The 21457-nt window shown below is 68.4% G+C and carries 20 protein-coding genes; 9 read left to right on the forward strand and 11 right to left on the reverse strand.

What is annotated here, in order from left to right; all coding sequences use genetic code 11:
* Positions 1-53: 53 nt before the first annotated feature.
* The 4 genes from nosZ to DFP85_RS01865 form a co-directional block, all read right to left on the reverse strand.
* Positions 54-1949 carry a TAT-dependent nitrous-oxide reductase gene (gene nosZ / locus DFP85_RS01850; RefSeq protein ID WP_133634393.1) on the reverse strand — a complete coding sequence of 632 codons (1896 nt, stop codon included), beginning with the start codon at positions 1947-1949 and terminating at the stop codon, positions 54-56.
* 4 nt (positions 1950-1953) lie between these two features.
* Positions 1954-4092, reverse strand: a complete 2139-nt coding sequence (gene nosR / locus DFP85_RS01855) for a transcriptional regulator NosR (RefSeq protein ID WP_133634395.1) — start codon at positions 4090-4092, stop codon at positions 1954-1956.
* A 94-nt stretch (positions 4093-4186) separates the two neighbouring features.
* The gene (locus DFP85_RS01860) at positions 4187-4504 is read right to left on the reverse strand and encodes a c-type cytochrome (RefSeq protein ID WP_133634397.1); all 318 of its coding nucleotides are present in this window, start codon (positions 4502-4504) and stop codon (positions 4187-4189) included.
* A 171-nt stretch (positions 4505-4675) separates the two neighbouring features.
* Complete coding sequence (locus tag DFP85_RS01865) at positions 4676-5137, reverse strand: Rrf2 family transcriptional regulator (protein WP_133634399.1); 462 nt, start codon at positions 5135-5137, stop codon at positions 4676-4678.
* Positions 5138-5286: 149 nt separating this feature from the next.
* On the opposite strand from DFP85_RS01865, the gene DFP85_RS01870 reads away from it, so the two are divergent.
* Together DFP85_RS01870 and hemN are read left to right on the forward strand one after the other, a co-directional pair.
* Positions 5287-6480: an NnrS family protein gene (locus DFP85_RS01870; RefSeq protein WP_133634401.1), complete on the forward strand. Its 1194-nt coding sequence runs from the start codon at positions 5287-5289 to the stop codon at positions 6478-6480.
* Positions 6481-6595: 115 nt separating this feature from the next.
* Positions 6596-7981 carry an oxygen-independent coproporphyrinogen III oxidase gene (hemN, locus tag DFP85_RS01875; protein WP_133634403.1) on the forward strand — a complete coding sequence of 462 codons (1386 nt, stop codon included), beginning with the start codon at positions 6596-6598 and terminating at the stop codon, positions 7979-7981.
* A gap of 78 nt (positions 7982-8059) precedes the next feature.
* On the opposite strand, the gene gdhA is transcribed toward hemN, so the two are convergent.
* Positions 8060-9412: an NADP-specific glutamate dehydrogenase gene (gene gdhA, locus DFP85_RS01880; RefSeq protein ID WP_133634405.1), complete on the reverse strand. Its 1353-nt coding sequence runs from the start codon at positions 9410-9412 to the stop codon at positions 8060-8062.
* Between the two features lie 471 nt (positions 9413-9883).
* Between gdhA and ubiT the strand changes: the two genes are divergently transcribed.
* From ubiT to DFP85_RS01895, 3 genes are all read left to right on the forward strand, one after another.
* Entirely contained in the window at positions 9884-10369 is a 486-nt protein-coding gene (ubiT, locus tag DFP85_RS01885) for a ubiquinone anaerobic biosynthesis accessory factor UbiT (protein WP_133634408.1), read from the forward strand.
* Between the two features lie 72 nt (positions 10370-10441).
* Positions 10442-12553 carry an adenosylcobalamin-dependent ribonucleoside-diphosphate reductase gene (locus DFP85_RS01890; RefSeq protein WP_133634410.1) on the forward strand — a complete coding sequence of 704 codons (2112 nt, stop codon included), beginning with the start codon at positions 10442-10444 and terminating at the stop codon, positions 12551-12553.
* A 54-nt stretch (positions 12554-12607) separates the two neighbouring features.
* Positions 12608-13360 (forward strand): ribonucleoside-diphosphate reductase, encoded by a 753-nt coding sequence (locus tag DFP85_RS01895; RefSeq protein ID WP_133634412.1) that lies wholly within the window; start codon positions 12608-12610, stop codon positions 13358-13360.
* 91 nt (positions 13361-13451) lie between these two features.
* On the opposite strand, the gene DFP85_RS01900 is transcribed toward DFP85_RS01895, so the two are convergent.
* The 4 genes from DFP85_RS01900 to ubiU form a co-directional block, all read right to left on the reverse strand.
* The gene (locus tag DFP85_RS01900; RefSeq protein ID WP_133634414.1) at positions 13452-13730 is read right to left on the reverse strand and encodes a hypothetical protein; all 279 of its coding nucleotides are present in this window, start codon (positions 13728-13730) and stop codon (positions 13452-13454) included.
* Between the two features lie 135 nt (positions 13731-13865).
* Entirely contained in the window at positions 13866-14498 is a 633-nt protein-coding gene (locus DFP85_RS01905; RefSeq protein ID WP_133634416.1) for a radical SAM protein, read from the reverse strand.
* Positions 14495-15427, reverse strand: a complete 933-nt coding sequence (locus DFP85_RS01910) for a U32 family peptidase (protein WP_133634418.1) — start codon at positions 15425-15427, stop codon at positions 14495-14497. Before DFP85_RS01910 ends, DFP85_RS01905 begins: the two co-directional genes overlap by 4 nt.
* A gap of 21 nt (positions 15428-15448) precedes the next feature.
* The gene (ubiU, locus tag DFP85_RS01915; protein WP_133634420.1) at positions 15449-16444 is read right to left on the reverse strand and encodes a ubiquinone anaerobic biosynthesis protein UbiU; all 996 of its coding nucleotides are present in this window, start codon (positions 16442-16444) and stop codon (positions 15449-15451) included.
* 199 nt (positions 16445-16643) lie between these two features.
* Here ubiU and DFP85_RS01920 point away from each other — a divergent pair, with 199 nt between their 5' ends.
* Positions 16644-17072 (forward strand): globin, encoded by a 429-nt coding sequence (locus tag DFP85_RS01920; protein WP_133634422.1) that lies wholly within the window; start codon positions 16644-16646, stop codon positions 17070-17072.
* A gap of 70 nt (positions 17073-17142) precedes the next feature.
* On the opposite strand, the gene DFP85_RS01925 is transcribed toward DFP85_RS01920, so the two are convergent.
* Positions 17143-17760 carry a hemerythrin domain-containing protein gene (locus DFP85_RS01925; protein WP_133634424.1) on the reverse strand — a complete coding sequence of 206 codons (618 nt, stop codon included), beginning with the start codon at positions 17758-17760 and terminating at the stop codon, positions 17143-17145.
* A 59-nt stretch (positions 17761-17819) separates the two neighbouring features.
* Entirely contained in the window at positions 17820-18476 is a 657-nt protein-coding gene (gene ytfE / locus DFP85_RS01930) for an iron-sulfur cluster repair protein YtfE (RefSeq protein ID WP_133634426.1), read from the reverse strand.
* A 153-nt stretch (positions 18477-18629) separates the two neighbouring features.
* Here ytfE and norR point away from each other — a divergent pair, with 153 nt between their 5' ends.
* From norR to DFP85_RS01945, 3 genes are all read left to right on the forward strand, one after another.
* Positions 18630-20156, forward strand: coding sequence for a nitric oxide reductase transcriptional regulator NorR (gene norR, locus DFP85_RS01935; protein WP_133634428.1), 1527 nt, complete (start codon positions 18630-18632; stop codon positions 20154-20156).
* A 131-nt stretch (positions 20157-20287) separates the two neighbouring features.
* Complete coding sequence (locus DFP85_RS01940) at positions 20288-20635, forward strand: hexameric tyrosine-coordinated heme protein (RefSeq protein ID WP_208108429.1); 348 nt, start codon at positions 20288-20290, stop codon at positions 20633-20635.
* Between the two features lie 41 nt (positions 20636-20676).
* Positions 20677-21384, forward strand: a complete 708-nt coding sequence (locus DFP85_RS01945) for a succinate dehydrogenase iron-sulfur subunit (RefSeq protein ID WP_208108430.1) — start codon at positions 20677-20679, stop codon at positions 21382-21384.
* Positions 21385-21457 lie beyond the last annotated feature (73 nt).

Here is a 21457-nt window from a genome sequence, read left to right on the forward strand (position 1 = left end):
TCTCTCCAGGAAAGAAGCGGGGCCGGGCGTCTGCCCGGCCCCGATGGGTGCTATCAGGCCTTCTCGACCAGCATGCGGCCGGTCATCTCCATATGCATGGCATGGCAGAACCACTGGCAGTAGTACCAGTGCACCCCGGGCCTGTCGGCGGTGAAGGTGACGCTGGCAGTCTGCTGGGGACTGATCTCCATGACGGCGCCATGGTTGGTCATGGTGAAGCCGTGGGTGACGTCCTCGACCTGGTCGAGGTTGGTGATCACCACGGTGACCTCGTCGCCCTGCTTGACCTTGAACTCGGTGATCCCGAACTGCGGTGCCACCGAGGTCATGTAGACGCGCACCTGGTTACCGTCGCGCACGATCTTGTTGTCGGTCTCCAGGGTGACGCCATCCTCCTTGGCCATGGCCACGGTCTCGGCGAAGAAGGGGTCGTCGCGGGCCCAGACCTTCCTGGGGTTGATCTGGTCGGCGCGTGCCAGGATACAGTCGTGGGGCTCGGCGAAGGCGGGGCCGTCGTGGACCAGCTTCATCTCCTCGCCGGAGATATCGATCAGCTGGTCGTTCTCCGGGCGCAGCGGGCCCACCGGCAGGAAGCGGTCCTTGGAGAACTTGGAGAGCACCACCAGCCACTTGCCGTCGGCGTCCTTGGTCTCGGTGAGGCTGGCGTGGTTGTGCCCCGGCTGGTAGTGGACGTCGAGCTTCTGGCGCAGGTAGTTGACCTCCTCGCCGTTGTAGGCGCGGATGGCGTCCTCGATGTTCCACTTGGCGATCTGGCTGTCGATGAACAGCGTGGTGTAGGCGTTGCCGCGGCCGTCGAAGGTGGTGTGTAGCGGCCCCAGGCCCAGCTCCGGCTCGCCGACCACGGTGTCGCGCGGCTCGATGGCGTCGTCGAACAGCTCGGGGAGCTTGTCGATGGCGATGATCGAGCAGGTCGGCGAGAGCTTGCCGTTGGCGATGAAGTACTTGCCGTCCGGCGAGGTATTGAGGCCGTGGGGGTTCTTGGGCACCGGGATGTAGCGGGTCAGCGCCGAGCCCTTGCGGCCGTCGAGCACCGGCACCTCGCTGTCGCCCAGGGTCTTGAATTCGCCGGCTTCCACGGCGGCCTCGATCGCCTCGACGTCGAACACCACCACCCAGTCACGCTCGGCGCGCATGGTGTCGGCCAGGGTCATGCCCTTCTCGGAGTTGTAGCAGGTCGAGGCCACGAAGCGCCCGGTGTAGTCGGCATCGGTGTTGTCGAGGTTGCCGTCGACGATCACCTGCCAGGCCACGTCCATGCTCTCGGCGTCGATGCCGTTGAACATGGTGTAGTAGCCCTCAGGGTTCTCCATGCCGCGGCCGTCATTGACGATGTCATCGTCGTGATGGGGGATGGGGAACTCGGCGTTGGCGAACACGTACTGGGTGTGCGGCACCTTCTGCAGGCGCAGGCCGTGGATCGCCTGGACGTTGGGGATGGTGGTGATCTTGTCCGTCTTCATGATGTCGAGACGGATACGCGCCACCCGGGTATTGGCCTTGTCGTTGATGAACAGGTACTTGCCGTCGTAGCTGCCATCGGTCATCGAGATGTGCGGATGGTGGGAATCACCGTTGAGAAACTTGACCGAGTCGCCGAGGATGCGCCTTGACTCGTTGGTGATGCCCCAGCCGGTGGCCCCCTCCTGGTTGAACACCGGGATGCGCATCAGCTCGCGCATGGAGGGGATGCCCACCACGCGCACCTCGCCGGACTGGCCGCCGCTCCAGAAGCCGTAGTACTCGTCGAGCTCTCCCGGGGCGACCTCGATGCTGCCTTCGCTGGCGGCCTGGGCCTTGCTGCTGCCGCCGAGCAGGGTGCCGGCGCCGAAGCCACCGGCCAGGCCGGCCCCGGCGACGCCGGTCACCGCGCTGTTGCGCAGGAAGTGGCGGCGGCCGAGGTTCTCGATCGTCTTCTTCTTGTCACTCATGGATTCACTCCTCCTGATGGGTCGGGATTCGCTGCAGCTTGCGTTGTCCGGCGCTGCCGGGGTCGTGGGTCTCGACGCCGCCCTGTCCCGCGGCCAGGCGGGCCGCCTTCTCGTAGCGCTTGCGACGCTTGATCACCGGCGGACAGCGCTGGTCGTCGTGGTAGGTGATCTGGCAGTCGAGACAGTAGTGGCACTCGTTGGCATTGATGCGGCCATCCGGGTGGATGGCGGCCACTTCGCATTCGTTGGCGCAGATCTGGCACGGGGTACCGCAGCTGCCGCGGTGCCGCTTCAGCCAGTCGAACAGGCGCAGGCGGGCGGGGATCGCAAGGCCTGCGCCCAGCGGGCAGACGTAGCGGCAGTAGAACTTGTGGTTGACGGCGGAGATCGCCACCAGCACCAGGGCGTAGAGCAGGAAGCCCCAGTCGCGCTGGAAGCGCAGGGTGATGGCGGTCTTGAAGGGCTCCACCTCGGCGTAGCGCTCGGCGGTGCCCAGCGAGTGCAGCGAGAGGGCGAAGAGCGCCAGCAGGATGATGTACTTCAGCGCCCAGAGCCGCTCATGGAGGCCGAAGGGCGGCTCATACTGCTTCACGCCGAGCTTGCGGGCGGCCTTGTTGACCAGGTCCTGGAGGGCGCCGAAGGGGCACAGCCAGCCGCAGAACACGCCGCGGCCCCACAGCAGCAGGCTCACCGCCACGAAGGACCAGAGGATGAACATCATCGGGTCGATCAGGAAGGAGCTCCAGCTGAAGCCGCTGATCAGCGAGTTGGTGAAGGTCAGGATGTTGACCACCGAGAGCTGTGCCAGGGAGTACCAGCCGATGAACACCAGGGTGTAGAGCAAAAAGCCCAGGCGCAGCGGGCGCAGGATCCTTGGGTGGCGGGCCAGCACGTCCTGGAACAGCATGATGCCGGTGAGTACGATCAGGCCGGCGGCCAGCACGGCGATCTGGAACGCCTTGTCCTTCCACACCTCGACCCAGATCGGCACCTCCTTGGGCGGCTCGGGACGGTCGATATAGGCCTCGGGCACGCTATAGTCGGCGCTGAAGCGGCTGAACTCGGTGTCCAGGGGGCCGGAGGCGCGGCGCACCAGCAGCTCCAGCTGCCACGGCTGGCCGGGGTCGAAGGCGGCCGCGTCGCGGATGATGAAGATGTCACGCTCGTCGAAGTCCGGGGCGCCCTCGATGCCGAGGTTGCCCAGGCGGATATGGTCGCGGTCGTGAAAGCTCACCGTGTTGCCGTTCTGGGAGAGCTCGATGCGATCGAAGATGCCCCCGCGCACGTAGCCCGAGCCCTTGAAGGAGTAGTCGCCGTGGCCCATCACCGCGATGGCGTGCTCGCCCTCGTCGAGCTCGGCCATCAGCTGCTCGTAGCCGGTGTCGCCCAGCAGGTTGCGCCCGGCGGTAGGCGGGTTCAGGTAGCTGTAGAAGAGCTCGATGAAGGTGCGCTCCGCCGGCTGCGGCGTATGCAGGTAGTCCTCGGCCGGAGTGCCCACGAAGGTCTCGTCCACCTCGCCATGGGTCAGGTGCAGGCGGCGGATGGTGCCGTCGCCGGTGAGCGTCGTCCAGTCGGCGGGCTCGAAGACCTCCTCGCGGACCGTCGCCGCCGGGGCAGCGGAGGGGTCGGGGATCAGCCCCTGCTCGGCGGCCACCTGGCGGGCGGCGCGCATGATGGTGTCGCTGACCACGATCACGGTGACCGTGGCCCCGGAGATGGCGTCGAGGTTGTCGCCGACCTTCATGCGGTCGTTGACGTGGGCGGTGACATGGTCGTCGGCGAAGCCCTCGAGCTTCGACTCGGGGATGCCCACCAGCATGATGGGCTCCTCGTGGCCGAGGAGGTCGGCCTGGACGATCTTCCCTTCCCGGTCGATGCCCACCAGGAGGTTGACCGGCTTGCCCGAGTAGGCCGGGATCGGCGCGATGTCGACGCTCTCGAAGGCGTAGCCGAGCAGCTCGTCACCGGCGTGCACCTCGCTCACCGGCCACTGGGACTCCGCCGGTTCCAGTCGCTCGGCGGCGGGGAAGCCCTCCCGGACCTGCTCCAGCTCCAGGGCGTGGAGGGCCGGGGTGATCTGCAGAAGCAGCAGGCCGAGCAGCAGGCCGGCAAGGCCGGCTGGCCGAGGGGGTCGTGCAGGCATGGCGAGGTCCTTGCGGGCGTGAGCCTGGGCGGTGCAGCGCGGCCTCCCGGCCGCCACCCATCAGGGGGAGGCCGGCCCGAGGGCCGGCCGGGGATCAGGGCTCGAGACTGGCGTAGTAGGCGGAGATGTCGGCGATGTCCTCATCCGAGAGCCCCTGGGCCTGGGGCGCCATGATCGCGGACATGCCGCCGCCGCGCTGGCCCTCGCGGTACGCCTTCATGGCGCTCTCGAGGTAGGCGGCGGACTGGCCGGCCAGGTTGGGATAGATCGGTGCGGTGCCCATGCCGTCGGTACCGTGGCAGGCGGCGCAGGCGGCGACCTTGCCCTTGCCGGCCTCCGGGTCACCGGCGGCCTGGGCGTCCATGGCCAGGAAGGCCCCGCCCAGCAGGGCGGCTACGAGCAGTGACTTCATAACATACCTCCGAAATGCATCTTTAAGTGCTTGAAAAAGCCCGAGTCGGGCAGGGCCCCATCGGGCGATCGAGGTCATGATGCCAGCCGTCGCCCGGGCGAGGCTTGACGTGCGTCATGTTCAGCCTAGACCCGGCGGCGCAAAAGGTAAAAGAGGGTGCTAATGCAGGGGTCAGGGGGGCTCGGGCGTGGCGGGGGTATCGTCGAGTTGCAGCAGCCGTACCAGCCTGGGGCGCTGCGGGCCGAGCAGGTCGGCCAGAGTGTAGTGGTCGAGCACGGCGAGGAAGGCGGCGAGGGCCTCGGCCAGGATCGGCTTGAGCCGGCAGGCGGGGGTGATGATGCACTCGTTATCGTCGCCGAAGCACTCCACCAGGTGCAGGTCACGCTCGGTGTCTCGAACCAGCTCGCCCAGCGGGATCGTCTCCGGGGCACGCTTGAGCAGCAGGCCGCCGTTCTTGCCACGGATGGAGGTGATGTAGCCTCGGTGGTTGAGGTCCTGCACGACCTTCATCAGGTGGTTGCGGGAGATATCGAAGCGCTCGGCGATCTCGGTGATGGTCGAGCGCTGCTCGCCCTTGACGGCCAGGTAGATCAGCACGCGCAGCGAATAGTCGGTGAAGCGGGTCAGGTGCATGGGAGTCCCGGCGCGTCGGACGCCTCGCAAGGCGTAGTGAGAAAACCAATTACCCTAACATCATGCCTGTTAGGTTTGATTCGCGACCGCGGCATTCGGTCGCGTGGTGGGCGATTGGCGTGGTCACCCGTAAGATGTAATTTATATGCATGTTATGGTTCCTTGCCAGTGATCCATGTCAAGCCGGTGGCACTCGCCGCACCGACCGGCGCCCCGCCTGGGCGCTGTTCTTTCCCCTCGCCGCCCTGCACGCGGCCCTGGCGGTGCCGCTGTCGCTGGCGGCGATATTCGGTTGGCTGCCCTGGCTACCGGGCTTGGCAACACCCTCAGCGCATGGCCGGGAGTTGCTGTTCGGCTTCGCCCTGGCGGTGATCGCGGGTTACCTGCTGGGGCCGCTGCCGCCCCGCCGGCTGGCGCTCCTGGCGGGGCTGTGGCTGGTCGGGCGGCTCGGTGGTCTGGCGGGCTACCCGGCCTGGCCCGTGTTGCTGGCGGATGCCGCCTTCGCCCTGTTGCTGGCCGCCCGGCTGGTGCCGCGCTTCCTGGCGGCCAAGAAGTGGCGCAACCGCCTGCTCTCGCCGCTGCTCGGGCTGCTCTGCATGCTGGCGGTGGCCAGCCTGGCGGCGCGCCCGGCCTTCCCCGGGCTGCTCTCGCCCCTTCTCCACCAGGGGGTGCTCTGGCTGCTGCTGCTGATGGCCTTCATGGGCGGCCGGGTGATCGCCCCGGCGGTGAACGGGCACCTGATGGCGCGCGACCGGGTGGCCGGGGCCGGTGTCCAGCCACGGCTCGAGGCGGCTTTGATCGGCCTGCTGGGCGCGGCGGGGCTGCTGGCGATCTGGCCGCCGCTGTGGCCGCTGGCCGGGGCGCTGCTGGCGCTGGCCGGGGCACTGCTGGCGCTGGCCGGGGCACTGGTCCTGGTGCGGCTCTGGCGCTGGTCGCCCTGGACGCTCCGCGATCGGCCGGACCTGCTTGGCCTGCTGATCGGCTATGCCTGGCTGGGGGCGGGAGCCCTGCTGGTGGCGGCCGACCTCCTAGCGGGGGGCTCGCTGGCGGGCGGGCTGCACGCGATCACCGTGGGGGCGCTCGGCACCCTGGCCAGCGGCATCATGCTGCGCCAGACGATCCTGAGGGCCAGGGGGCGCCCCGGGGAGGAGCGTTGGCTGGCGCCCCTGGCCCTGCTCTTCACCCTGGCGGCGGGGCTGCGACTCGCGCTGCCCCTGGCCGGCCTGCCGGTGCTGTGGGGCGCCGCCGCTGCCTGGAGCCTGGCCTGGCTGCTGGTGGCCTGGCGCCTGGTGCACTGGCGGCGGCGGGCTGCTGCCGCGGCGGTGCCTTCTACCTCGCCTTGATCTGGGTCAGCTACCCCTTGAAGGGTACCGACGCGCCCGGTCATGGCTGGCATAATTCGCCCATGCGGTGGTGGCCGCGGCCGCCGCCTAACGGTTCCAGAGGCTCGATTCGATCATGCAAGACACCCTGCCGTTCATCCGCCCCCTGGTCGAGAAGTACGACCGCCCGGGGCCGCGCTATACCTCCTATCCCACGGCGCCGCAGTTCCAGGCGGCCTTCGCCGAGGACGACTATCGTGCCGCCGCCGAGCGCAGCAACCGGGCCGCGACGCCCAAGCCGCTGTCGGCCTACGTGCACATCCCGTTCTGCGAGAGCCTCTGCTACTACTGCGCCTGCAACAAGATCATCACCCATAATCGCGAGCGCGCCGCGGAGTACCTCGCCTGGCTCAAGCGCGAGGTCGCGCTACAGGGAGCGCTGTTCGACGACTCGCGGCGCATGACCCAGCTGCATCTGGGCGGTGGCACCCCCACCTACCTGAGCAACGACCAGCTCGGCGAGCTGATGGCCGCGCTGGATGATGCCTTCCACTTCGCCGAGCCCGAGGCGCGGGAGTTCTCCCTGGAGGTGGATCCCCGTACCGTCACCCCCGAGCAGATCCACGAGCTCCATGCCCTGGGCTTCAACCGCCTGAGCTTCGGCGTGCAGGACTTCGACACTCGGGTCCAGGAGGCGGTCAACCGCATCCAGAGCGAGGCCCAGGTGGTGGAGCTGGTGGCCGCGGCCCGCGAGGCCGGTTTCCAGTCGGTGAGCGTCGACCTGATCTACGGCCTGCCGCTGCAGACCGTGGCGAGCTTCGATGCCACCCTGGACAAGATCATCGCCCTGAGCCCGGACCGCATCGCCGCCTACAGCTATGCCCACCTGCCGGAGCTGTTCAAGGCCCAGCGCCTGATCCGCCCCGAGGACATGCCGCCACCGGAGCGCAAGATCGAGCTGCTGGAGCTGACCATCCGCCGCCTCACCGAGGCCGGCTATGTCTATATCGGCATGGACCATTTCGCCCTGCCCGAGGACGAGCTCTCGCTGGCGAAGGAGAACGGCACCCTGCAGCGCAACTTCCAGGGCTACTCGACCCATGCCGACTGCGACCTGATCGGCCTGGGGAATACCGCCATCGGCAAGGTGGGCGACAGCTACAGCCAGAACGTCAAGGAGACGGCCCGGTACCAGGCGCGCCTCGAGGCGGGACGGCTGCCGGTGATGCGCGGTTACCGCCTGAACGCCGATGACCTGCTGCGACGCGATGTGATCAACGCCCTGATGTGCCATGGCCGCATCGACTTTGCCGCGATCGAGGCGGAGCACGACATCGCCTTTCGCGACTATTTCGCCGACGCCCTCGCCGAGCTGGAGGAGATGGCGGACGACGGCCTGCTGGCGATCGATGAGGGGAGCATCGCGGTGCTGCCGGCCGGGCGGCTGATGATGCGCAACGCCGCCATGGCCTTCGACGCCTACCTGAGCCACGGCCCGGGGCGCTACTCGCGCACCGTCTGAGTCCTGTCTAGCAACCGACGCGACACGGCGCCCCGCGGGGCGCCGTGTCGCGTTGTAGTGAATCGAGCGGCCGCGGGCTCAGACGACCCCCTGCTCGAGCATGGCATCGGCCACCTTGCGGAAGCCGGCGATGTTGGCGCCCAGCACCAGGTTGGTGGGGTCGTCGAACTCCTCGGCGGTCTCGGCGCACTGGCGGTGGATATTGGCCATGATCTCCTTGAGCCTGGCGTCGACCTTCTCCAGCGGCCACTGCTCCATGCTGCTGTTCTGGGCCATCTCCAGCTGGCTGGTGGCAACCCCGCCGGCATTGGCCGCCTTGCCGGGCCCGTAGGCGACCTTCGCGGCCAGGAAGCGGTCCACGGCCGCGGCGGTGGAGGGCATGTTGGCCCCCTCGCTGATGCAGGTCACGCCATTGCCCAGCAGGGCCTCGGCATCGGCCTCGGTCAGCTCGTTCTGGGTGGCGCAGGGGAAGGCCACGTCGCCCTCGATGCGCCAGACCGCATGGCCGTCCGCCGGGTAGTCGCCGGCCGGCAGGTAGCGCGCCTCGGGATGCTTTTCCAGGTAGGCCTCCAGCGAGACGCGCTGGACCTCCTTGAGCTCCTTGAGCAGGTCCAGGTCGATGCCGTCGGCGTGATGGAGGGTGCCCCGGGAGTCCGAGCAGGTGACGGGAATTGCGCCCAGCTCGTAGAGCTTCTCGATGGTGTAGATGGCCACATTGCCGGCACCGGAGACCAGGCAGGTCTTGCCCTCCAGGGTCTCGCCGCGGGCCTCGAGCATGTTCTCGGCGAAGTAGACGGCACCGTAGCCGGTGGCCTCCTTGCGCCCGATGGAGCCGCCCCAGTTGAGGCTCTTGCCGGTCAGCACACCCTCGTAGCGGCCGGTCAGGCGCTTGTACTGGCCGTACAGGTAACCGATCTCGCGGGCCCCCACGCCGATGTCGCCGGCCGGCACGTCGGTGGTCGGGCCGATGTGGCGATAGAGTTCGCTCATGAAGGCCTGGCAGAAGCGCATGATCTCGCCGTCCGACCGGCCCTTGGGCTCGAAGTCCGACCCGCCCTTGCCGCCGCCGATGGGCAGCCCGGTCAGGGCATTCTTGAAGATCTGCTCGAAGCCCAGGAACTTGATGGTGCCCGAGGTGACGCTGGGGTGGAAACGCAGCCCACCCTTGTAGGGGCCGAGGGCGGAGTTGAACTGGACGCGGTAGCCCTTGTTGACCTGCACCTTGCCGGCGTCGTCGGTCCAGCAGACGCGGAACATGATCTGGCGCTCCGGCTCGACGATGCGCTCGATGATGCCGTGGTCGAGGTAGTGGGGGCTGCGCTCGAAGAGCGGACGCAGGCACTCCAGTACCTCCTCGGCGGCCTGGTAGAACTCGGTCTGGGCCGGGCTGCTCCTGCGTAGGGCCTCGAGGGTGTCGTGGACGTAGGGCATGGGAAGATTCCTGTGCGGTCGAAAACGGGTCGGCAGCACTATAAGGCAATGCACCATTATGCAGCAACTGCATGGGCCATGCGGGGATTAGACATAGTATTGAGCCGAAATCCCTTCAAAATCGCGAAAAGTTATGCACCAGTTTGATGCATTAGAATTACTTCATAGATGGTGATTCAACGAAGTCGCGCCGGCGGATGGTCGAGCGACTCCCGTGCCGGCCCGCCATGTCGGCCTCTGCGCAAGCTGCGCGCCCGCCGCATCACCGGCGCGGCGACGCCCTGGGCGACGTAGTGACATTTTTTGCACATCTTGTGCTTGAGTCCGGCTAGTGGTCTATATATGGTACTGGCCCGGTGTGATCCACGGTGCCGGCGACGGCTTGACGCACGTCAGTGCAGGCGGTTTAGATGGCCCCTAGGATGAGCGGTTCGGCGGCCCAGCCGCGTCGACGTCATCAGGAGAACCTCCATGTCCCTGCCCCTACCGTCACTGTCGCTCCCGCGCCCGCCCGTGCCGAGCCGTCTGATCCGCACCCTGGACCCCTGCGTGCCGCTGGCCGCCAAGAAGCGGCTGGTGGAGCCGGTGCTCAACCGCACCTTCGCCGAGCCGCTCGCGGAGGGCGAGTTCGATGCCCTGGAGGGGCGCCGGATCAGCCTGGCCATCGAGGACCTCGGCGTGACGCTGACACTGAGCCTCGAGGCGCAGCGCCTGGTGCTCTGCCGCGAGCCGGGCGAGGCCACCATCCGCGGCGGCTGGCGCGAGTTTTTATGCCTCGCCACCCGGCGCGAGGATCCCGACAGCCTGTTCTTCCAGCGTCGCCTGCTGATCGAGGGCGACACCGAGCTGGGCCTGATGGTCAAGAACCTCCTCGACGGACGCGAGGAGGGCCTGGCCCAGGGCCGCCTAGGCGAATGGCTCCACCGTCTGGAGCGCCTCGCGGCCCGCGATCACTGACCTGCCGCCCGCGGCATCCGAAGACCGAAAGCGTTACATCGACAACGACGACACCGCTCTGGAGACCCCCGCATGAGCACATCCGCCAAGGCCGTCAAGACCTCCAACGAGGTGCCCCTGCAGTTGCCCTCCCGCGACATCTGGGATGCCAAGTACCGCCTCAAGGACCGTCACGGCCACCCCGTGGACAAGGACGTCACCGCCACCTGGGATCGCGTGGCACGGGCCCTGGCGGCCGTGGAGGACGACAAGGCCGAGGAGTGGCTGCCCCGGTTCCGCTGGGCGCTGGAGAACGGGGCCATCCCGGCCGGGCGGATCATGTCCAATGCCGGCGCCGAGGCCTACAAGCCGGCGGTGAGCCTGATCAACTGCACCGTCTCGCGCACTATCCGTGACTCCATGCACGACATCCTCGACTCGGTGGTGGATGCCGGCATGACCCTCAAGGCGGGCTGCGGCATCGGCTACGAATTCTCCACCCTGCGCCACAAGGGCGCCTTCGTGTTCGGCGCCGGCGCCGGCACCAACGGCCCGCTGGCGTTCATGGATATCTACGACAAGATGTGCTTCACGGTGGCCTCGGCGGGCGGGCGTCGCGGCGCCCAGATGGGTACCTTCGACGTCGGCCACCCCGACGTGCGCCAGTTCATCGAGGCCAAGCGCGAGGCGGGCCGCCTGCGCCAGTTCAATCTCAGCCTGCTGATCACCGACGAGTTCATGGAGGCGGTGAAGCAGGATACCGACTGGCCGCTGGCCTTCCCGCTCCACGAGGGCGAGAAGGACGACGTCGAGGAGAGCCAGCTCATCTACCGCGACTGGCCGGTGATCGAGGAGGGCTATACCGTCGACGCCGAGGGGCGCGTGGCCTGTCGCATCGTCGAGGTGATCAAGGCCCGCGAGCTGTGGGACACCATCATGGCCTCGACCTACGACTTCGCCGAGCCGGGCTTCATCCTGATCGACCAGGTCAACCGCATGAACAACAACTGGTTCTGCGAGGAGATCCGCGCCACCAACCCCTGCGGCGAGCAGCCGCTGCCCCCGGAGGGCGCCTGCCTGCTGGGCTCGGTGAACCTGACCCGCTTTGTCATCGATCCCTTCGGCAAGAAGCCGCGCTTCGACTGGGAGCGCTACCGCCAGGTGGTGGCGATCTTCACCCGCATGCTCGACAACGTGGTGGAGATCAGCGCCCTGCCGCTGCCGGGCCAGCGCCGCGAGATCGAGGCCAAGCGCCGCCACGGCATGGGCTTCCTGGGTCTGGGCTCCACCCTTACCATGCTCAAGATCCCCTACGGCTCCCCGGAGTCGCTGGCCTTCACCGAGGAGGTGAGCCGCAATCTGGCCCTGGAGGGCTGGAAGCAGGCCCTCGAGCTCTCCCGCGAGAAGGGCATGGCCCCGGCCCTCGCCGAGGACTACGAGATCACCCCGCGGATGATGCGCGAGCGTCCCGAGCTCAAGCAGGACGGCTACGAGGTGGGCGACAAGGTCCCCGGCCGCATCCTGCACGCCCGCTACAGCCGCTACATGCAGAAGGTCGCCGAGGTGGAGCCGGAGCTGGTGGCGCAGCTCGCCGAGCACGGCGCGCGCTTCACCCACCACAGCTCCATCGCGCCCACCGGCACCATCTCGCTGTCGCTGGGCAACAACGCCTCCAACGGCATCGAGCCCTCCTTCTCGCACCGCTACTTCCGCAACGTCATCCAGTCGGGCAAGAAGACCAAGGAGCAGGTCGAGGTGGTCTCCTTCGAGCTGGCGGCCTACCGCCACTTCATCGCCGCGGACGCCGTGGAGAGCGACCTGCCCGACTACTTCATCACCGCCGACGCGGTGAGCCCCAAGCAGCACGTGGCGGTGCAGGCGGCGGCCCAGGTGTGGGTCGACTCGGCCATTTCCAAGACGGTGAACGTCCCCACCGAGTTCCCCTTCGAGGAGTTCAAGGACCTCTACCTCGACGCCTACGCCAGCAAGCTCAAGGGCTGCACCACCTTCCGCTTCAACCCGGAGGCCTTCCAGGGCGTGCTGGTGCGCGAGGACGACCTCAAGAACACCACCTACGTCTTCGAACTGGAGAACGGCGAGACCGTCGAGCTTTCCGGCGACGAGAAGGTCATCTACGACGGCGAGGAGCACAACGCGGCGAACCTCTACGACGCGCTGAAGGAAGGCACCTATGGCAAGTGGTAAGCCGATCTGTCTGATGCCCAGCGTCAATCACAAACTTTCCGGAGGAGCCCCCTGATGGCCGTCGAGATCAATTCCAAGATCGTGTCCTACAGCGTCAAGAAGGCGGTGGAGGAGCCGCCCCTGGCCGAGGAGAACCCGCTCACGGTGCGCATTCCCTCGCGCCCCGAGGGCACCCTGGAGGCCGTGTCGGAGAAGATCTCCTACGTCGGCGCCGAGGGGCGCAAGAAGGTCTACCTGCTGGTGTCGTTCATGCCGGTGGAGGGCGTGCTCAACGGCAAGCGGGTGGTGATCGAGCGCCCGGTGGAGTTCTTCTTCCCCTCCGGCCAGCTCTCCAGCGAGCACCAGTGGATCACCGCCACCATGCGCAGCCTGTCGCTGGCCGCCCGCGGCGGCTACGTCACCCAGGCGGTGGCCGACCTGCGCAAGGTGGCCTGGGACAAGGGCCTGGTTCGCTGTGGCATGAATCGCTGGGGCAAGCCGATGTTCCATGACTCCGAGGTCGCGGCCATCGCCTGGTCGATCCAGCAGATCCTCTACCGTCGCGGCTTCCTCGACCAGGACGGCAACCAGGTGCCGGTGGAGGAGCTGGTCAGCCGCTATGCCCAGCGCCTGGCCAGCGGCCATCCCTGGCAGCCGCCTACCCCCGAGGAGATCGAGCAGGCCGAACGCAAGGCCCAGGAGGCCTCCCACGCCAGGGGCGACGGCCCCACCGTGGTGGGCCACTGCCCCGAGTGCAATGGCGAGCTGATCATGATGGACGGCTGCCCCACCTGCTACTCCGGGTGCGGCTGGTCCAAGTGCGGCTAGCCGGGTCTCGCTATCCCGGCCGGCCCCCGGGGCTGCCTCGGCAGCCCCGGGGGTCCGTCATTGACGGCCCCGTGGCGAGGGCCGCCCTCGCCTAGGCCTTCTTGCCGCCGTCGAAGTCGATATCCATGCGGATGTGCCAGTCGGTCGGGGGCAGGCTGACCACCTTGATGGCGTGGTCGGTCATGGCCTGGCGCAACGCTTCATACTCCGCGCCACCGGCCGCCTTGAGCCGGGCCAGTTCGTTCTCGGTGTGGCCCTGGCTCCCCAGGTAGTTCTTGGCCGTCTGTCGAAGGGCATCGCCGGTCTCACCGCTGATGAGCTGGTGAAATTCCTCATCGGCCATGCTGACGTTCTCGATGACGATCTCCATGCATCGCTCCTTGCTGCGTGGGCTGTCAGTGTGTCCGAGCCGACTGTTCCATCCCCGAGGCCTCGGGTGACGGCTCGCCCCATAGTGGGCAGCGATGGGAGGCGAGGAGTTCCCTGATCGTCGGCCTCGGCCCGTTCAATGACGCAGTTCGAGCCGCTCGAAGTGGGGTCGTAGACGGCGCACCAGCGCCTCCAGGGCCTCCCGCGGCGGGGCGCCGGCCACCGGCAGGCAGTAGTCGGGGTCGCGGCAGCGCTCCACGCGGGCCACCTGAATGGCATAGAGGCGCACGCCGCAGTCGGCCAGCGTCATGGCCAGGCGCTCCAGGTCCTCCAGGGCGAAGTCCCGCCCGCGCCCCTTGACGTCCAGGGCCACCCAGTCGAGCCGCGGCAGCAGGGCGGCCAGGCGATCCGGGTAGGGGCCGGCGGTATGCAGCCCCACGGCCAATCCCATCTCGCGTGCCTGCTCGAGGGCGCGGGGGAGGTCGGCATGCAGGGTGGGCTCGCCGCCGCTGAACACCACCGCATCCAGCCCGTCGGGCCGGGCCTCCAGGAAGGCGCGCATCGCCTCCCACTCGCCGGGCTCGCCGCGGCGGGGGCTGGCCATCTCGCTCACCTCGCAGTAGCCGCACTGCAGGGGACAGCCCTGGAGATGGATCACGGCGGCGCGCCGGCCCGGGAAGTCCAGCGTGCTCGATGCGGTCAGGCTCGCCACCGGGAGGCGGATGTCGGCGCCCTCGGCCGGCTCCAGGCGCAGGAGCGGCCCGATCATGGCGTGGCCACCCCGCGGGTGTTGTCCATGCCGGGCCGTCCGTGCCAGTAGCCGTCGCAGACCTCGGCGTCCACCAGCGCCAGCGGGTCGGGGGCGGGAAGCTCGCCGCGGCGGGCCGCATCGAAGGCCCCGACCACCTCGGCCATGCCTTCGGGCCGCGGGCTCAGCCGGGCGATCCCGACGCCCATCCCGGCCATGTCGCCCACCTCGTGGCGTAGGTCCTGGCAGGCGCCGGAGAGGGTCTGGATGCCGTTGAGGGTGAAGACCTCCCTCGACTCCTGTGAACGCAGCGCCAGGCCCTGGGGATATTTCTGGCAGACAAACCGGCAGCGGTCCTTGGGCTTCTGGTGGCGGCGCGCGGTGAAGCAGCGCGACGACCAGGCCAGCGGCAGGTGGCCGTAGGCGAACACCTCGCAGGGCTGCTCGAGCCCCTGTTCGCGGCAGTCGGCCAGCAGCCGGGCGAGGTCACTCCGCGACATTTCCACCGGGGCCTGCCAGCCCTGCATGCCGGCGCGGGCCAGCACCGCCAGGGTGGCGGGGTTGTAGAGGTTCAGCGCCGCACCGGCGACGAAGGGCAGGCCGGCCGCCGAGAGGCGTTGCACCGCACTCTGGTCGTTGGCCTCGACGGTGAATTCGCCGTTGTCGCACAGCTTGCGCAGGTCGCGCAGGTCGGCCTCGGATTCGATCAGGGTCTGGCTGGCCAGCACGACGCGCTTGCCGCTCTGGGCCAGTTCGCGGCCGATGCCCAGCCAGTCGTCGAGCTTCATGTCGCGACGCCGGGAGCAGACCGTCTCGCCCAGGGCGACGGTCTCCACGGGCCAGTCGGCAGCCTCGCGGTAGAAGTCGGCATAGTGCTCGCGGGTCCAGTAGAAGAGCACCGGGCCCAGGGCGAGCTGCAGGGAAGACGAGGGAGAGGAGGAAGTCGGCATGGTGGCTCCTGTGAGGTGACGCTATTTCCAGCGGCGCTCGTAGGCACCCAGGGTGGTGGTGGCGCCCTCGGAGAGCTCGCCGAGACCGGCCATCCAGGCGGGGTCCGGGTGGAAGTGCTCGGGGGCCCGATCGACACGATCCAGCGCCTTGCGCCAGATGCCGGCGACCTTCGACACGTAGGCGGGGCTGCGCTGTCGGCCCTCGATCTTCACCGCACTGATGCCCAGCTCCTTGAGCTCCGGGAGCAGCTCCAGGGTGTTGAGACTGGTGGGCTCCTCGATGGCGTGGTAGGTCTCGCCCCCCACCTCGAAGCGGCCCTTGCACAGGGTGGGGTAGCCGGCGCGCTCGCCCTCGGCGTAGCGGTCGATCAGCACGCCGTTGAGGCGTGACTCCAGGCCCCGAGGGGTCTCCTCCCAGCGCACATGGGCCGCCGGCGAGCAGACGCCGCGGGTGTTGGGGGATTCACCGGTCAGGTACGAGGAGAGATAGCAGCGCCCCTCGGCCATGATGCAGAGGCTGCCGAAGGCGAATACCTCGAGCTCCACCGGGCTCTGCTTCGCCAGGTCTCGCACCTGGGTGATGGAGAGCACGCGGGGCAGCACGGCGCGCCTTATGCCGAACTGCTCGTGGTAGAAGCGCAGCGCCTCGTGGCTCGTCGCCGAGCCCTGCACCGAGAGGTGGCGGGCGAGGTCCGGATGGCGGCGGGCGGCGTAGTCGAGCAGCCCCATGTCGGCCATGATCAGGGCGTCGACGCCAAGATCCGCGGCCTGGTCAACGGCGCGGGTCCACATCGCCCAGCCGTCGGGCTGCGGGTAGGTATTGATGGCGCAGAACACCCGCTTGCCGCGGGCATGGGCGTAGTCGATGCCCTCCCGGGCGCGCCTGTCGGTGAAGTTGAGGCCGGCGAACTGGCGGGCGTTGGTGGTGTTCTGGAAGCCGAAGTAGACGGCATCGGCGCCCTCGTCCACGGCACGCTTCAGGGCGGGCAGGTTGCCGGCGGGGCAGACGAGCTCCATGGCGAGACTCCTCTCGATGAAAACCCGACCATGCTAGTCGACCATCCCTGCCGGGCCCTTGACTGGCGTCATGGCGAGGCGGCATTCGCGTCGGGCGTGATGCAGGTCATGCCCGGGCCATGCGGACGACAGCCGGCGAGGCCTGGCGCGAGCATCTGGCCTAGTCTTGGGTCAGGCCTGCTCATCGGGTGGGGTGGTCATGGACATTGAACGCCTGTTCGATGCCAGTTACGTGCGAGTGCTGAGCCGGGAGGTCGAGGGACAGGCGTTCTTCGAGGCCTTCTACGAGCGCTTTATTGCGGCGTCCCCGGAGGTCGCGGTGAAGTTTCGCCATACCGACATGGCGCGCCAGCGGGCCATGCTCAAGAAGGCCTTCTATCACCTGCTGGCGTTCTACGCGTCGAGCCATGCCGACTACTACCTGCAGCAGGTGGCGGTCAGCCACGGCCGCGCCCACCTGGACATCGCCCCGGCGCTCTATGACCTCTGGCTCGAGACCCTGATCGACACGGTTCGCACCTTCGACGAGCAGTTCGATGACGAGGTGGAGCTGGCTTGGCGGCTGGTGATGACCCCGGGCATCGTCTTCATGACCTTCCATTACGACCGCGGCACCCGTTGCGACTAGGCGAATGCAGGGAGCCCCCATGGGCGGATGTTCATGGGGGCCGATACCGTGGAACCGGCGGATTGTCGGGTCAGGACGCGGCCGCCGGCCTGGCGTCGCAGAGCGGGCAGAAGTCGGCCTGCTCACTGTGGCCCAGACGCAGGCCGGTGTGGTTATCGGCGATCTGCCGGTAGAGCGTCTGGAAGCCGGGGCTGCCTTCGGCGGGGCTCGCCAGCGGGATGCGGGGCGACATCTCATCCAGCTCGGCGGCGGGGATACAGCGCTTGATGAGCGGATAGACGTGGCGGTTCTCGCTGTGCAGGTGATGGTGATAGAGCTCGCTGAAGGCGCGAGCCAGGTTGAGTCGGCCGGGGTCGAGCTCATCCTCCGGCATCTCATCCGCCTGGCGACGGAAGGTCGCCTCGAGCTCGTTTCCATCGCGGGTGATCCGCCGGTGCTCCTCGGAGAGCACCGCGAGCAGCTCGGCGCTCTGTGCGTGGCAGCCGGCCAGGCGGGCAAAGAGGGCATCCTCCACCGGGTGGTGCCACTCCTCGGGCTGATGGGTCAGGTAGTGGCAGAGCCTGGCCAGCAGTCGGTAGTCGGGGAGCTCGTCGCAGGCGGCGATATGCAGCTGGCGGTCGAGGATGCAGAGCAGCGCCGCATAGCGATGGTGGTCGGCGTGCAGGCGTTCGAGAATGATGGCTTTCATGGTGGCCTCCTTGACGCACCGCCGGGTCGCGGTGCGTCGCGGCTGGGCGCCGCCCGGGTTCAGCCGGCGCGCTCGAAGAGCAGGTTGTTCTCCAGGTGGATGTGCTGCATCAGGTCGTCACGGAACTCATGCAGCCCGGTGTAGAGGGCACGCCAGGTGGTGCAGGCGCCCTTGGGCGGGGTGATGTCGTCGGTCAGCGCCGCCAGCTGTTCGAGGTGTTCGCCGTGGTCGTCGTGCTCGTGGCGCATCACCGCGATGGGCCCCTGGGCCTGGGCGCCCATGCCCCGGCGAAGCATCGGGAAGAGGATCTGCTCCTCCTTCTGCATGTGGCTCTCCATCTCCTGGTAGATCGTGGTGAGCAGGTCGGCCAGGCCGTTGGGGCAGGTGTCTCGCTCGCCGTGGACCTGCTCGACGCGGCGCGCCATGCGCACCAGTTCGGGCAGCTGCTGGCGGTGGACGTCGTGGTAGCGGGTCAGGATATGGTCGATCAGCTCGTCGTTGCTGGCCGACTGCCAGTCGCGCTCGTCGCTTTCGCCGGCGGGCAGCCCCTCGAGTGCGTCCACCAGCGCCTCGGGGGCCAGTCCGACGCGCTCGGCGGCCTCGCGCAGGCTGATGCGGCCGCCGCAGCAGAAGTCGATATTGTGGTCGCGGAACACCCGGGTGGCGCCGGGCAGGGTCAGGGCGGTACGGCCGACGGTCTGTTCGATCAGGCTCATGGCAGGAGCTCCTTGGTCAGGTAGGTGACGACCTGCATGAAGCAAGCGGCGTGCCAGTTTCCAACTGCCTGTTTTATAGGGTATCGAGGCCAGGATGGTGAAAAGCACCCGAATCGAATAGGGTAGAGTGAACCCTTCAAGGTGAATATCACCATGCTCGACGAGACCCTGCTGGCGGACCTGGTCGCCGACCTGCCCAGCGCGGTGCGCCTGCAGCGCCTGGTGCGCACCCTGCGCGAGGGCTTTCGCTGCGGCGCCGTCTGCCTGCTGCGCCTGGAGGAAGGCACCCTGGTGCCACTGGCCGTGGACGGCCTGGTGCGTGAGGCGCTGGGGCGTCGCTTCGAGGTGGCCCAGCATCCACGCCTCGCCACCATCCTGGCCAGTCGGCGGACCACCCTCTTCCCGCCCGATGCCAGCCTGCCCGACCCCTACGATGGCCTGGTGGAACAGCAGCCCGGCCAGCCGCTGCATGTCCACGACTGCATGGGCATCAGCCTGCACGTGGAGGGCGAGCCCTGGGGGGCACTGACCCTGGATGCGCTGGAGGCGGGGACCTTCGACGCCGCCGACCGGGCGGCCCTGGAACGCTATGCGCTGCTGGTCGAGGCCGCGGTGCGGGTCAGCCGCCTGGAGCGTGACCTGCGCGCCCTGCGCATGGCCCGGCAGGAGAGCGGCCTGCCGCTGGCAGCCCCTGAAGTGCGGGATATCCTCGGTCACAGTGCCGTCTTGAACCGCCTGCTGCGCGAGCTCGACGTGGTGGCCGCCTCGGACCTGCCGGTGCTGCTCAGCGGCGAGACCGGCGTCGGCAAGGAGCTCTTTGCCCGCCGCCTCCACCGTCGCTCCGCCCGCCACGCCGCGCCGCTGGTGCAGGTCAACTGCGCCGCCCTGCCCGAGTCGCTGGCCGAGAGCGAGCTGTTCGGCCATGTGAAGGGGGCCTTCTCCGGCGCCACCGCCGAGCGCGCCGGGCGCTTCGAGGCCGCCGACGGCGGCACCCTGCTGCTCGACGAGGTGGGCGAGCTGTCGCTGCCGGTCCAGGCCAAGCTGCTGCGCGCCCTGCAGGAGGGCGAGGTGCAGCGCCTGGGCGAGGATGTCCCGCGGCGTGTCGACGTGCGCATCATCGCCGCCACCAACCGGCAGCTGGCCGAGGCGGTACGCGAGGGCAGCTTCCGCGCCGACCTCTACCACCGCCTGTCGGTCTACCCGGTGGTCATCCCGCCGCTGCGCGAGCGGGGCAGCGACGTGCTGGTGCTGGCCGGCCACTTCCTGGAGATCAACCGTACCCGGCTCGGCGTGCGCAGCCTGCGCCTCTCCCCCGCGGCCGAGGAGGCGCTGCTGGCCTACGCCTGGCCGGGCAACGTGCGCGAGCTGGAGCACGTGATCAGCCGCGCGGCGATCAAGGCCCTGAGCCACGGCGCGCGGCGCGACGAGATCATCACCCTGGTGCCGGCCTGGCTCGACCTGCCCGTCCCCGAGGGGGGAGGGAGCCGCGCATCGCAAGCGTCGGAGCCCGCCGATGAGGGCGGTGCATCGAGCCTGCGCGAGTGCGTGGAGGGGGCGCAGCGGCGGGCGATCCGCGAGGCCCTCACCGCCTGCGACGGCCGCTGGGCGGCGGCGGCCCGGCGCCTGGAGCTGGACCCCAGCAACCTGCACAAGCTGGCCAGGCGGCTTGGGCTGAAGTAGACCTCAGGTCGGTGGCGTCTCGCCGCCCCGCCTTGACGCCGCGGCGACCTTGGCTAGCTTTAAAGAAGTATATTTTATGCTTGTTAATGGCGGGCCCATGGGGCTCGCGCTTGCCAACGCAGGAGGCCATCATGTCGACGCATCATCGAATATCACTTTCGCCAGGCAAGGTCTCAGGCGCCCTGATGCTGGCGGCCTCGCTGCTGCTGGGCAGTGCCGCCCTGGCCGATGACCATGAAGCCATGGAGTCCGGCGATGTATGGCTGCCTAGCCTGATCACCGAGACGCCCCAGGAGGGCTTCGCCCTGGCGGTGAAACTCTCCCAGAAGGGGGTGGGCACCACCCAGCCGGACGCCGAGGTGCGCAAGGCGCAGCGTCCCGAGTATGCCGAGGATCCCGACAGCCTGATCGCGGCCTCCCACGTCATCGCCACCCACTTCCAGACCGTCGCCGCGGCCAATGACTACTGGCGGGAGTGACCCCGAAAGAGTGAATTCGATGTATCGCCGGGAGAGCGACCATGATCAAGGTACGGCTCTATCGCTACCATCCCGATGAGGATGACCGGCCACGCCTCGAGACGCTGGAGGTGGATGAGCGTTTCCGCAGGACGATGGTGCTCGATGTGCTCGAGCACCTGAAGCAGCGCGATGCCACCCTGGCCTTTCGGCGCTCCTGCCGCGAGGGGGTGTGCGGCTCCGATGGCATGAACATCAACGGCAGGAACGGCCTGGCCTGCATCACGCCGGTGGAGGAGGTGCTGGAACTCGGCGATACCCTGACCCTGCGTCCGCTTCCCGGCATGCCGGTGATCCGCGACCTGGTCGTCGACCAGACGCTGTTCTTTCGCCAGTTCGAGAAGATCCGCCCCTGGCTGATCAACGATGAGCCGCCCACCGCCACCGAGCGCCGCCAGAGCCCGGCTGACCGCGAGAAGCTCGATGGCCTCTACGAATGCATCCTCTGCGCCTGCTGCAGCTCGGCCTGCCCCTCCTGGTGGTGGAACCCCGACAGGTACATCGGCCCGGCCGGGCTCATCCAGGCCTACCGCTTCCTGATCGACAGCCGGGACACCGCCACCGACGAGCGACTGGCCGAGCTCGACGACCCCTTCAGCGTGTTCCGCTGCCGACAGATCGCCAACTGCACCTGGGTCTGCCCCAAGGGGCTCAACCCGATGCGCGCCATCGGCCATATCAAGGCGATGCTGCTGGCGCGCGGCAGCTGAGACCCATTTCCAGCACCTAGGCAGCACGACGACGCCCCGGCCATGCCGGGGCGTCGTGGGTGTGGCAGGTGGG

This window comes from Halomonas ventosae (assembly GCF_004363555.1).
GTDB lineage: Bacteria > Pseudomonadota > Gammaproteobacteria > Pseudomonadales > Halomonadaceae > Halomonas > Halomonas ventosae.

What these genes read in the sequence shown, in the direction of transcription:
- ubiT (WP_133634408.1), top strand. Translation starts at nt 9,884, where the DNA reads ATGTCCCTGCCCCTACCGTCACTGTCGCTCCCGCGCCCGCCCGTGCCG.
- DFP85_RS01895 (WP_133634412.1), top strand. Translation starts at nt 12,608, where the DNA reads ATGGCCGTCGAGATCAATTCCAAGATCGTGTCCTACAGCGTCAAGAAG.
- nosR (WP_133634395.1), bottom strand. Translation starts at nt 4,092, where the DNA reads ATGCCTGCACGACCCCCTCGGCCAGCCGGCCTTGCCGGCCTGCTGCTC.
- DFP85_RS01940 (WP_208108429.1), top strand. Translation starts at nt 20,288, where the DNA reads ATGTCGACGCATCATCGAATATCACTTTCGCCAGGCAAGGTCTCAGGC.
- ytfE (WP_133634426.1), bottom strand. Translation starts at nt 18,476, where the DNA reads ATGAGCCTGATCGAACAGACCGTCGGCCGTACCGCCCTGACCCTGCCC.
- DFP85_RS01890 (WP_133634410.1), top strand. Translation starts at nt 10,442, where the DNA reads ATGAGCACATCCGCCAAGGCCGTCAAGACCTCCAACGAGGTGCCCCTG.
- DFP85_RS01860 (WP_133634397.1), bottom strand. Translation starts at nt 4,504, where the DNA reads ATGAAGTCACTGCTCGTAGCCGCCCTGCTGGGCGGGGCCTTCCTGGCC.
- DFP85_RS01905 (WP_133634416.1), bottom strand. Translation starts at nt 14,498, where the DNA reads ATGATCGGGCCGCTCCTGCGCCTGGAGCCGGCCGAGGGCGCCGACATC.
- ubiU (WP_133634420.1), bottom strand. Translation starts at nt 16,444, where the DNA reads ATGGAGCTCGTCTGCCCCGCCGGCAACCTGCCCGCCCTGAAGCGTGCC.
- hemN (WP_133634403.1), top strand. Translation starts at nt 6,596, where the DNA reads ATGCAAGACACCCTGCCGTTCATCCGCCCCCTGGTCGAGAAGTACGAC.
- DFP85_RS01870 (WP_133634401.1), top strand. Translation starts at nt 5,287, where the DNA reads ATGTTATGGTTCCTTGCCAGTGATCCATGTCAAGCCGGTGGCACTCGC.
- gdhA (WP_133634405.1), bottom strand. Translation starts at nt 9,412, where the DNA reads ATGCCCTACGTCCACGACACCCTCGAGGCCCTACGCAGGAGCAGCCCG.
- DFP85_RS01945 (WP_208108430.1), top strand. Translation starts at nt 20,677, where the DNA reads ATGATCAAGGTACGGCTCTATCGCTACCATCCCGATGAGGATGACCGG.
- DFP85_RS01910 (WP_133634418.1), bottom strand. Translation starts at nt 15,427, where the DNA reads ATGCCGACTTCCTCCTCTCCCTCGTCTTCCCTGCAGCTCGCCCTGGGC.
- norR (WP_133634428.1), top strand. Translation starts at nt 18,630, where the DNA reads ATGCTCGACGAGACCCTGCTGGCGGACCTGGTCGCCGACCTGCCCAGC.
- DFP85_RS01900 (WP_133634414.1), bottom strand. Translation starts at nt 13,730, where the DNA reads ATGGAGATCGTCATCGAGAACGTCAGCATGGCCGATGAGGAATTTCAC.
- DFP85_RS01920 (WP_133634422.1), top strand. Translation starts at nt 16,644, where the DNA reads ATGGACATTGAACGCCTGTTCGATGCCAGTTACGTGCGAGTGCTGAGC.
- DFP85_RS01865 (WP_133634399.1), bottom strand. Translation starts at nt 5,137, where the DNA reads ATGCACCTGACCCGCTTCACCGACTATTCGCTGCGCGTGCTGATCTAC.
- DFP85_RS01925 (WP_133634424.1), bottom strand. Translation starts at nt 17,760, where the DNA reads ATGAAAGCCATCATTCTCGAACGCCTGCACGCCGACCACCATCGCTAT.
- nosZ (WP_133634393.1), bottom strand. Translation starts at nt 1,949, where the DNA reads ATGAGTGACAAGAAGAAGACGATCGAGAACCTCGGCCGCCGCCACTTC.